Below are 10,163 nucleotides of genomic sequence, written 5' to 3'. Positions count from 1 at the left end.
CAAACCTTCGCCATCGCGCCTAGCTATCAAGGCCCTCTGGGGCTCAGTAGATCAGCGAATTAACCAGACGGGACACTAGTGCTCAGGTAGTGGCCGGGTCCAACTCGGCCAGAGTAATCAGGAAGGCTTCGCCGTAACGCTCAAGCTTGGCCTTGCCAACGCCATTGATCTGGGCAAGCTCAGCGAGCGTGCGCGGGCGACTTGCCAGAATTTCAAACAGTGTGGTGTCATGGAAAATAACGTAGGGCGGTACGCCCTGTTCGTCAGCCAGGCTCTTGCGGCAGGCTCTTAGCGCTTCCCAGCCGACTGGGTCGGTGACCTGTTCCCGCACATTACTTCTACCGGTTGCTTTTTTCTCGGCCGGGTCCCTACGCAGGTGAACGGTCTCTTCGCCCTTCAGTAACGGACGGCAGGTCTCGGTCAGCTGTAAGGCTCCGTACCCGTCCGGGTCTGCCCGCAGGTAGCCGTTGGCGACCAGTTGTCTGAATACGGACTTCCATTCAGTTGCGGATAAATCTGCGCCTATGCCGAAGGTGGACACGGCCTGGTGCCCCGACTGCCTGATTCGCTCGTTTTCGGACCCCCTGAGAACATCAATCAGGTAAGTGACGCCGAAACGCTGGCCGGTGCGAAAAACGCAGGACAGCGCTTTTTGAACAGCCACGGTTCCGTCCCAGGTCTGGGGTGGTGTTATGCAGGTATCGCAGTTGCCACAGGGGTTTTCCAGCAGGTCGCCGAAATACCGCAATAGGGCCTGGCGGCGGCAGGTCGTTATCTCGCACAACCCAAGCATGGCGTCGAGTTTCGTGCGCTCAAGCCGTTTGAAATGGTCATTACCGGTGGAGCTCTCCAGCATTTGCCGAAGCTTGATCACATCCTGCAGGCCATACACCATCCAGGCAGTGGAAGGGTGACTGTCACGTCCGGCTCGCCCGGTTTCCTGATAGTAGGCTTCCAGGCTCTTGGGCAAATCTAGATGGGCCACAAACCGGACGTCGGGTTTGTCGATACCCATGCCGAAAGCAATGGTGGCCACGATAATGACCCCTTCCTCCCGCAGGAAGCGCTCCTGGTTTCTGGCGCGCTGTTCTGAGGGCAGCCCGGCATGATAAGGCAGGGCGGTGTAGCCCTTGCTATCCAACAGCTTTGCGGTGGCTTCCACTTTGTTGCGGGAGAGGCAGTATACAATGCCGGCATCGCCATGATGTTCAGCTTTAATGAAGTCAACCAACTGTTTGTTTGCGTTAGTTTTTGGCGCGATTCGATATTGGATATTGGGTCGGTCAAAGCCGCTGACGAAGTGTCGGGCATCCACCAGTGACAGCCGCTGGGCGATCTCGGCACGTGTGCGTTCGTCCGCGGTGGCGGTCAGGGCAACGCGGGGTATGGCGGCAAAATCCCTGGCCAGGATATCCAGCCCCAGGTAGTCGGAGCGGAAGTCATGGCCCCATTGGGAAACACAATGGGCTTCATCAATGGCAAACAGGGAGATTGAGGCTTCATGGAGCAAGCCCAAGGTGCGTGGCTGCAGCAGCCGTTCAGGGGCGCAGTAAAGCAGGTCCAGCTCGCCGGTGAGCAGGGCATTTTCAGTATCCCGAGCCTGCTGAAAGTCCATGGTGGAATTCAGAAAAGCGGCTCTTACACCCAGTTGTTGCAACGCCGCAACCTGATCCTGCATCAGCGCAATGAGCGGCGATATGACCACACCAGTGCCGGCCCGGACCAGGGCGGGGACTTGATAACAGAGCGACTTGCCGCCGCCCGTTGGCATCAGGACCAGCGCGTTCCTGCCCGCTACAATCTCGTGAATGACCTCGCCCTGGAGTGGGCGGAACGCGTCATAACCAAACACCTGCCTGAGCACCGTTTCTGGTGAAGCGCCACTGGTGTCTGGTTTTTCAGGGCTGAGGTTCTGGAAATCCATGATACTGAGGGTCCATCTGTGCTGAAGAGAGCGATTAGGGCTATGACCGGCGGACGCCAATACTACCAGAAACCACCGGGCTTGGGTTTGAGAACGGGTCGTGAACGGGTTTGGGCGTCGGTTTGTGATCCCTTTAACACAGGACCGGAGCAGAATGGGCAGGCAGGCCCCAACAGGTTACAATAAGAGGCTTTTCCAGGAAGTTTGCGCCTTCACTACCACGATCACAGGATTTTCATGCAGGAATTTGATGGTATCCGTCCGTACCAGGATGACGAAACCAAGGCAGCGATTTCCCGCCTCATGGCGGATGCAGAGTTTCTAGAAATGATCGCCCGCTTCAAGTCCCCGTTCATGGCCCGCTGGGCGCCGGGTCTGACCCGTATTCTGCTGCAGCGATGGCTGCGCAAGGAGTTCGGCGATATTGAACGGATAGACAGCCTGCAGGCCCGGCTCTATCACCTGGTGGACGAACTGGTGCATAAAACCACAAGCCGGGTCACCTGCTCGGGCCTTGACCGTCTCGACCGTAATACCTCATACCTGTTCATATCCAACCACCGGGACATCGTATTCGACCCCATGGTGGTCAATTATCTGCTTTTCAGCTACGGGCTGCGAACCACCCGTATCGCCATCGGTGACAACCTCCTGCAAAACCGCGTCTTTGCGGAGATGATGAGGCTGAACAAGAGTTTCGTGGTGAAGCGAAGTGTTTCAAGTCCCCGGGAAATGCGCGACACCTACATGACGCTATCGTCGTTTGTGTACCATTCCCTGGAAGACAATCACAGCATCTGGATCGCCCAGCGGGAAGGGCGCGCCAAGGACGGCATTGACGAAACCGATCCGGCCATCGTGAAGATGTTCTACATGAGCCAGAAAAAGGCCGGGCTTGGCTTTGCCGACGCTATGAAGCGGCTGCGTATTGTCCCAGTGTCCATTGCCTACGAATACGACCCCTGCGACGCGGACAAGGCCCGGGAGCTGGAGACTAAGGCTCGAACCGGCGCATACCAGAAACATGGAAGTGAAGATTCAGAGCAGATAATAAAGGGCCTGACCGGCTTCAAGGGCCATGTCCACGTGCACTTCGGCGAACCCATCACCGATGCGCCCGACACGGCCAAGGAATTGGCAAGCCGTATCGATCACGATATGCACAGGCACTACCACGTCCATGGTTCCAATCTGGTCGCCTATAATCAGCTGTTTCCGACCGACCCCTCCACAGTCAGTGCCACTGTTGATCTGGCAGAGACCCTGTCGCCGCCGGAACTGGAGGCTGCTGAGGCGGAAATGGAGCGGCGTCTGGACGGCTGTGATGAAGCTCTGCGTCCTTTCCTACTGGCCATGTACGCCAACCCCGTAGTCAACTCTCTCAAGGCCCGCTAATAACCCTGCCCGCGGCCATTCAAACGGACGCGGGCAGGGCATTTACCCCGGCCGAGGCAGGTTTATTTGCCAGCTTTACTGCCAAGTTCCAGGCAGTCCTCGGTGACACAGTCCCGTGAGTTACGGGATGACGCCTGTGAGATCTGGCTGTTCGCAGGCAAGCTGCGTGTAAGCCAGACATTGCCGCCGATAACGGAATTCTGACCGATGGTAATACGGCCCAGAATGGTTGCGCCGGCATAGATCACCACATCGTCTTCCACAATCGGATGCCGGGGCTCGCCTTTTTTGAGCGAGCCGGACTCGTCCTCCGCGAATCTGACAGCGCCCAGGGTGACGGCCTGGTAGAGCCGGACCCGATTGCCTATGATCGCGGTCTCTCCAATCACCACGCCGGTGCCATGATCAATGAAAAACTCGCCGCCTATGGTCGCGCCCGGGTGTATGTCAATGCCGGTGGCGGAATGCGCTTTTTCCGAAATGATCCGCGCGATCAGCGGAAGCCCGAGCCGGTAGAACTCATGGGCTACCCGATGATAGATAATGGCGTAGACCCCGGGGTAGCAGATCAGAACCTCATCAACGCAGGTGGCCGCCGGGTCGCCCCTGTAGGCTGCGGTTACGTCCAGGTCCAGTGTCTTGCGGATGTCGGGCAATCTTGAGGCGAAATCGCGCACGGCCTGGTGTGCATCAACCTCCGGCTTACCCTGCTTTTTGTAACCCAGCTCAAGACACACCTGGGTATAGAAGGTGTTGAGCACGTTATTGAGCATATAGCCCACATAATGGTCTTCGCCTTCCTTGCTCAGTTCGGGCGGACCCAGACGCATGGGGAACAGAATACCGCAGAGTGTATCCATGGTCTGATGAATAGCAGCGTGGGAGGGCAGCTCGCGACTGCCCAGTTCAAGCTCCCGCCCGTGCTTCTTCCGCCATTGATATCGGGCATCGCGCAGCCCCTCAATAACCGGGTTCAGGTGCCAGTCGGCGGTCTGCCTGTGGCCAGGGAAAGGCTCTGCCTGCCGACCGGACGCCGGGGCAATGCCTGGGGTGGCGTCCTCCACCTGGTGAGCGTGTGTCATCGCGGGTCTCCTCTGAATCTTTAATGACGCCGAAGCATGCTCTGCCAACGGCGCCTACTGTTGATCATAGTATTCTTTTAATCGGGTTTCATCGACCGGTCTGTGGCAACTGCAGGTAGTGCCTGGATGCAGTACAATCACGCCAACTGTTCTTTGACCCAACCCAACCTTAAAGAGGGTGTCTGTGAGCTACCTGAACTGTATTGAGATAGAAACCCGTCCATCACCCGACGCTGCTGTTATCTGGCTTCATGGTCTTGGGGCGAGCGGCCATGATTTTGAGCCGGTGGTCCCCCAGTTGCAGCTGCCGCCAGAGGCCGCAGTAAGGTTTGTTTTCCCCCACGCTCCGGTACTACCTGTCACTATTAACGGGGGCATGCGTATGCCTGCCTGGTATGACATCAAGGCCATGGATGTGGAGCGGGCCATTGATACCGAACAGCTGATGGATTCAGCCCGTGAGATAGAGAAGCTGATAGAGCGTGAAGTCGAGCGCGGGGTTCCCACCGACCGCATTATCATCGCCGGTTTCTCACAAGGCGGCGCTGTCGCTTACCAGGTTGGCCTGGCGTATTCGCAAAAGCTGGCGGGAATTCTCGGGCTGTCCACCTATTTTGCCACAGCCAAGACGGTCGAACCCTCGGAAGCCAATCGCAACATTCCGATCCGGATCTACCACGGCACCCACGACCCGATGGTTCCCGAGGTGCTTGGTCAGCACAGCATCAGCACCTTGACTGAGATGGGCTACAAGCCCGAGTACAAAACCTACCCCATGGATCACAGCGTCTGTCTTGAAGAAATTGTCGACATCGGACAGTTTATCCGGACCCACCTCAGGCTTTCCTGAATCGCCTGGAACCCACTGGCACGCCGGCTCTGGTTTGATCAAGCCGGTATCAGCCCCGCCAGAAGCCCGGCGACAGAACCACCAGAACGCTGAGCAGTTCCAGACGTCCGGCGATCATGCCGATGCAGAGTATCCATTTAGCCGGGTCGGGCAGGGTCTGGAAGGTACCCGCCGGCCCGATCACCGTGCCAAGCCCGGGACCAACGTTGGCCAGTGAGGTGAGGGCAGCGGACAGGCTAGTCATGAAATCCAGGCCAAGCATGGAAAGCGCCAGAGTGCCCACAAGCAGGCACACCAGGAAGATGAAGGCGTAGGCGATCATCGAGGCGATGATCTCGTCACTGACCGTCCGGCCGTTGTACTTTCGGGTGAGCACGGCCCGCGGGTGCAACAGGCGCTTGAACTGTTCACGCAACACCATCAGCGACAGTTGGAACCGGAAAATCTTCATGCCGCCACTGGTTGACCCGGAACAGCCGCCAACAAACATCAGGAAGAAGAAGGAGGCAAAGGCAAAGGACCCCCACAGCTGGTAGTCCTCCGAGGCATAACCGGTGGTGGTCAGAATAGAGGTTATATTGAACAGCGTACCCACAAACATGGACCAGGGGTCCCCGGGCTCATTCCAGAACCGGTAAGCGGTAAGGCCGATGGCGACAAACACGATCAGCAAGACGAAGGCCCTGACCTGCTGGTCGCGCCAGAGCACGCCATGCTGGCCATTGAGTTCGCGCACGTAGAGAAAGAAAGGCAGGCCGCCGAGCAACATAAAGACGGACGCCTCAAGCAGAATAAGGTCTGACCCGAATTTGCCCATGGACTGGTCCGAGGTGGAAAAGCCGCCGGTGGCAATGGTGGTAAACCCGTGGTTAACCGCGTCAAAGGTAGTCATACCCGAAAGCCAGTAGGTGACCACACAAATGACCGTGAAGGAAAAATACACCAGCAGAAGCCCCCGGCCCAGGGTCTTCATTCGCGGTAGTGCCTTGTCCGTCCACTCAGACGACTCGGTGGTAAACAGCCGCATGCCCCCAATCCCCAGGAACGGCAGTACCGCCACGAACATGCCAATGATGCCGATACCGCCGATCCACTGCAGAATTGAGCGCCAAAGGAGAATGTCCGGCGCAGTGTCGTCCAGACCGGTCAGCACGGTGGAGCCGGTGGTGGTTATGCCGGAGATGCTTTCGAATAGGGCATCGGTAGCGGAGAGGTTCAGGTTGCTGAGATACAGCGGAATAGCAGCAAAGAGAGAGACCATGACCCAGCTCGACACGGTCAGGACGAACATGAACCTGGGCTTCAGGTAGCGGGAGTGGCCCCGTGTAATCAGGAGACCAATCACGCCTAGCACAAGGGCCGTCGTCGCGGACTGAACGAATGCCATGGAGTTGGGGCTGCCGGTCCCCCCTAGCATGATGACGGGGAGCGACATGAATATGCTCAGCAATACGAGCATAATGCTTGCAATGTAAGTAACGGGCGAGAGATCTTTCATTCGGACAACGTCATCAGCAAGGTCAGCCTGGAACGACCGGTAGGTTACTCTCACCTTGCGCTAAAATCGACTATAAGCCCTTAAAAAACACAGGGACTCTGTATGAACCACCTGGCGCACCTGTATCTCGCTCGGCCGACAGTCGAATCACGGGTGGGGAATCTATTGGGTGACTTTGCCCGCGGGGTCGATATTGACGCCTTGCCTGCCCCGGTAAAAGAAGGGCTGGACAATCACCGTGCAACAGATGCCTTCACTGACCGGCATCCTGAGGTGTTGCGGGCCAAGACCCTGTTTTCGAAACAGCGACGCCGGTTTGCCGGTGTCGCTCTGGACGTTCTGTTCGACCATTACCTGATTCGTAACTGGAGCCGGTTCACCCAGGCCTCGCGTCCGGCCTTCATAGAGGACGCCTACCAGGACCTGGACCGCGGTCGACACCTCATGCCCAAGGCCATGGTGGAGGTGACCCAGCGCATGATCCGGCATGACTGGCTCAGTGCCTATGAAGAGCTCGATACCATTGGCCTCGCTCTGGATCGCATTGCCGGACGTATCCGTTTTCCCAATCAATTCGGAGGCATGATTGAGGAAATAAAAGTGATGGATGAAGAACTGGAAACCGTCTTCCTGGCCTTTTTCCCGGACCTACTGGCGTTTACCGGGACTCGTCAGCAATAACCTTGAGCTGGCCCTGACCGCAGGTGTATCTTGCCGGCGTTTTTCCAGCGAGTTCACCATCCGCCGTAATGTGCTTGGGACGGTGTGTATGTACCGTGCACCAGGTGGATTTCATGTGGACCACTGATTTCTGGGTATCGGCAGAACGCCTCAACAGTTTTATGGCGAGGAAAGTTGCCAGCAGCCGGAGCAAGGATTGGGACCGCACTGCCATGATGTCCAGCTTACCGTCGTCACAGACTGCTTCAGGCATGCGGTTACCACCACCGTAGAAAGCGCCGGACGCTACGGCGACAGAAAGCCACAGGCCTTTGACAGTTTGAGCCCCTGAGCTGATCTCAGCATGGAAACCGCGCTGGGCCCGGATTCTTCTGAAAAGACTGGCGCTGTAGCTGAACCGTCCCAGAAGCTTCTTCGAACGGCCGGATGCTTCCCGGACCGGCAGGGTGCCCAGCCCGATGTGGGAGACATTCAGAAAAAGCTGATCGTTCAGGTAGCCAACATCGACCACGCGCTGCGGTGCCCGGGCCATCAGTTGGCAGAGCTCGGCAGGGTCATCGGGTAACTCAAGGTTTCGGGAGAAGTCGTTGGCAGTGCCGGAGGGCAGAACGCCCAGTATGGCCTGGTGTTCGACGCATATTTCAGCCGCTTTGTTGACGGTACCGTCGCCTCCGGCCACAAGAACCAGATCATCTTCACGGACCCGTGCTGTCCACGATGTATCATCAAGATCGCACAGGGTAAGCGTGCGGATGCCGGCCTGTTCAAGGTGCTCGAGCCAGAATTCGGCGCCTCTCTGGCCATCGCCGGCCTTGGGGTTAGCTATTAACCAGGTTCCCATCTTACTTCCCTTATTCATGGACTTCGTCCCTCAGTCAGAAGCCTATCATGACATGTCATAAGGATACGCTTAGGTTTCAAAACGCTAATGTTCACCTGTGTTTCCGAGGCTGTAACATGCGCGGAGTGCCCTGTTCGAAAATCTCCAGTAGAGTAGGAAAGTCACACATCAGTCAGCGGAGGAGGCCATGGACGCCCCCCCTTTTTCAGGCGCGCTCGCGTTAAAGAGTGCGACCCACCACGCGATTTTTTTTTCTCGATGAGAACGGGATCGTCCGTTCGTGGAATAGCGGCGCTGAGAATATCTTCGGCTATACGCCAGAAGAAATTCAGGGCTGCTCAGCCTCGGCACTCTTTACCCAGAAGGACGTGGGCGAGGGCGCTAACATCCACGAAATGACCCGTGCCCGTAGTACCGGCGCTTCCCAGGATGACCGCTGGCACGTGCGCAAGGACGGTACCCGATTCTGGGCGTCAGGCATGATGACCCCGGTGTACGATGAGCAGGATAGCTTCATCGGCTACCTCAAGGTGATTCGCGACAAGACGCCTCAGAAAATCGCCATGGAGCGGGCTCTTTACCTGTCACGCCACGACGGTCTCACCAGCCTGCCCAACCGCAGCATGTTCCATGAAGAGCTTGCGCAGACATTGACCCGGGCCGGGCTCACCAAGACCATGGTTCAGGTTCTTCTGATCGACCTCGATAACTTCAAACACATCAATGACACCTACGGGCATCACGCCGGTGACGAGTTGCTTCGGAATGTCGCCAGGCGCCTCAAAAACATAGTCCGTGGAGGCGACCTGGTAGCCCGGCTCGGGGGTGACGAATTCGGGGTGATCTGTGCCACGGAAGAAGCCATGGCTGATGGTGAGCTACTGGCACAGAAGCTCATGAAGGCATTGAGCGCTCCCTACACCATTGATGGCAAAGAGCTGAAGGCCGAGGCAAGTATCGGGTTCAGTGTATACCCCCTGGACAGCAAAAACGCACGGCAGATCCTGAAAAATGCGGATTTGGCCATGTACGCCGTGAAAGGCAGTGGCAGGGGAGCCTACCGCCGCTATTCCGTGGAGTTGGACGCGGACGCCACCGGGCGCAGTGCTATTGCCGGCTGGCTTCGGGTAGCCATGGATGAGGACCGGCTCAAGTTACATTACCAGACACAACATTCCTTTGCCGACAATCAGGTGACCAGTGTAGAAGCTCTGCTTCGATGGGACGACTGCCCCATTGACGGGTTGGAGCCAAGGGAACTGGTCGACGTTGCTTCCGAGATGGGTTTTGCTGAATCCCTGGGGGAATGGGTGTTGCGGACAGCATGCCTTCAGGCCAGGCAGTGGGTCGAGCAGGGTATCGAGAATTTCCGTATTGCGGTCAACGTGACCAGTACCCATCTGACGGCTATGACCTTCCTGAAGTTTGTTGACCATCTGCTGGAAGATATAGGCCTGCCGCCCGGTTGCCTTGAGCTGGAAGTCTCGGAAACCCTGATCAGCGACCCGGAAAATGAGCTCCCGTTCAAGGCGCTCAAGAAAAAAGGCGTGTGCCTTGCCGTCGATGATTTCGGCACCGGAACCTCTTCACTCAGTGACTTACGGACATTTCCTGTTCAAACCCTGGAAATCGACAAGCCCTTTATCCAGGGGTTGCCCCAGAATGAACATGATGCTGCCATTGCCTCAGCCATCATCGGCCTGGCCCACAGTCTCGGGCTCAAAGCGGTAGCCGAAGGGGTGGAGCGGGTAGAGCAGGCAGATTTCCTCCAGTCCCTCGGGTGTGATTTTGGCCAGGGTTACTATTTCAGTGAGCCCGTGCCCGCCGACCAGGTCTGGCGGACTCCCCAGGCCAGCAGTTGAAAGGCGGCTGATCCCTGGCTTTCCTTAATT

General features: G+C 57.3%; 8 protein-coding genes. 4 read left to right on the top strand and 4 right to left on the bottom strand.

The window, feature by feature from the left end; genetic code table 11:
* Positions 1 to 82 precede the first annotated feature (82 nt).
* Positions 83 to 1,924: a DNA helicase RecQ gene (gene recQ / locus G7W63_RS16270; RefSeq protein WP_166260655.1), complete on the bottom strand. Its 1,842-nt coding sequence runs from the start codon at positions 1,922 to 1,924 to the stop codon at positions 83 to 85.
* Between the two features lie 237 nt (positions 1,925 to 2,161).
* Here recQ and G7W63_RS16265 point away from each other — a divergent pair, with 237 nt between their 5' ends.
* On the top strand, positions 2,162 to 3,319 hold the full coding sequence (locus G7W63_RS16265) for a 1-acyl-sn-glycerol-3-phosphate acyltransferase (RefSeq protein ID WP_166260652.1): 1,158 nt from the start codon (positions 2,162 to 2,164) through the stop codon (positions 3,317 to 3,319).
* Between the two features lie 62 nt (positions 3,320 to 3,381).
* On the opposite strand, the gene epsC is transcribed toward G7W63_RS16265, so the two are convergent.
* A complete protein-coding gene (epsC, locus tag G7W63_RS16260; protein ID WP_166260649.1) occupies positions 3,382 to 4,401 on the bottom strand; it encodes a serine O-acetyltransferase EpsC in 1,020 nt (339 codons plus the stop codon).
* 184 nt (positions 4,402 to 4,585) lie between these two features.
* On the opposite strand from epsC, the gene G7W63_RS16255 reads away from it, so the two are divergent.
* Positions 4,586 to 5,251 carry an alpha/beta hydrolase gene (locus tag G7W63_RS16255; protein WP_207308974.1) on the top strand — a complete coding sequence of 222 codons (666 nt, stop codon included), beginning with the start codon at positions 4,586 to 4,588 and terminating at the stop codon, positions 5,249 to 5,251.
* 49 nt (positions 5,252 to 5,300) lie between these two features.
* Here the strand turns inward: G7W63_RS16255 and G7W63_RS16250 are convergent, their stop codons facing one another.
* Positions 5,301 to 6,710, bottom strand: a complete 1,410-nt coding sequence (locus G7W63_RS16250) for a TrkH family potassium uptake protein (RefSeq protein WP_166260661.1) — start codon at positions 6,708 to 6,710, stop codon at positions 5,301 to 5,303.
* Positions 6,711 to 6,851: 141 nt separating this feature from the next.
* On the opposite strand from G7W63_RS16250, the gene G7W63_RS16245 reads away from it, so the two are divergent.
* The gene (locus G7W63_RS16245) at positions 6,852 to 7,430 is read left to right on the top strand and encodes an acyl carrier protein phosphodiesterase (RefSeq protein ID WP_166260643.1); all 579 of its coding nucleotides are present in this window, start codon (positions 6,852 to 6,854) and stop codon (positions 7,428 to 7,430) included.
* Here the strand turns inward: G7W63_RS16245 and G7W63_RS16240 are convergent.
* Positions 7,408 to 8,289 carry a diacylglycerol/lipid kinase family protein gene (locus tag G7W63_RS16240; RefSeq protein WP_242634456.1) on the bottom strand — a complete coding sequence of 294 codons (882 nt, stop codon included), beginning with the start codon at positions 8,287 to 8,289 and terminating at the stop codon, positions 7,408 to 7,410. The genes G7W63_RS16245 and G7W63_RS16240 overlap by 23 nt on opposite strands.
* 209 nt (positions 8,290 to 8,498) lie before the next feature.
* On the opposite strand from G7W63_RS16240, the gene G7W63_RS16235 reads away from it, so the two are divergent.
* Positions 8,499 to 10,133, top strand: a complete 1,635-nt coding sequence (locus G7W63_RS16235) for a sensor domain-containing protein (RefSeq protein WP_166260640.1) — start codon at positions 8,499 to 8,501, stop codon at positions 10,131 to 10,133.
* The last annotated feature ends 30 nt before the right edge of the window (positions 10,134 to 10,163 follow it).

The sequence above is a fragment of the Marinobacter salicampi genome (assembly GCF_011074795.1).
Taxonomy (GTDB): domain Bacteria; phylum Pseudomonadota; class Gammaproteobacteria; order Pseudomonadales; family Oleiphilaceae; genus Marinobacter; species Marinobacter salicampi.
Note: the sequence above shows the minus strand (reverse complement) of the source record. Positions and strands in the feature narration are given on the sequence as shown.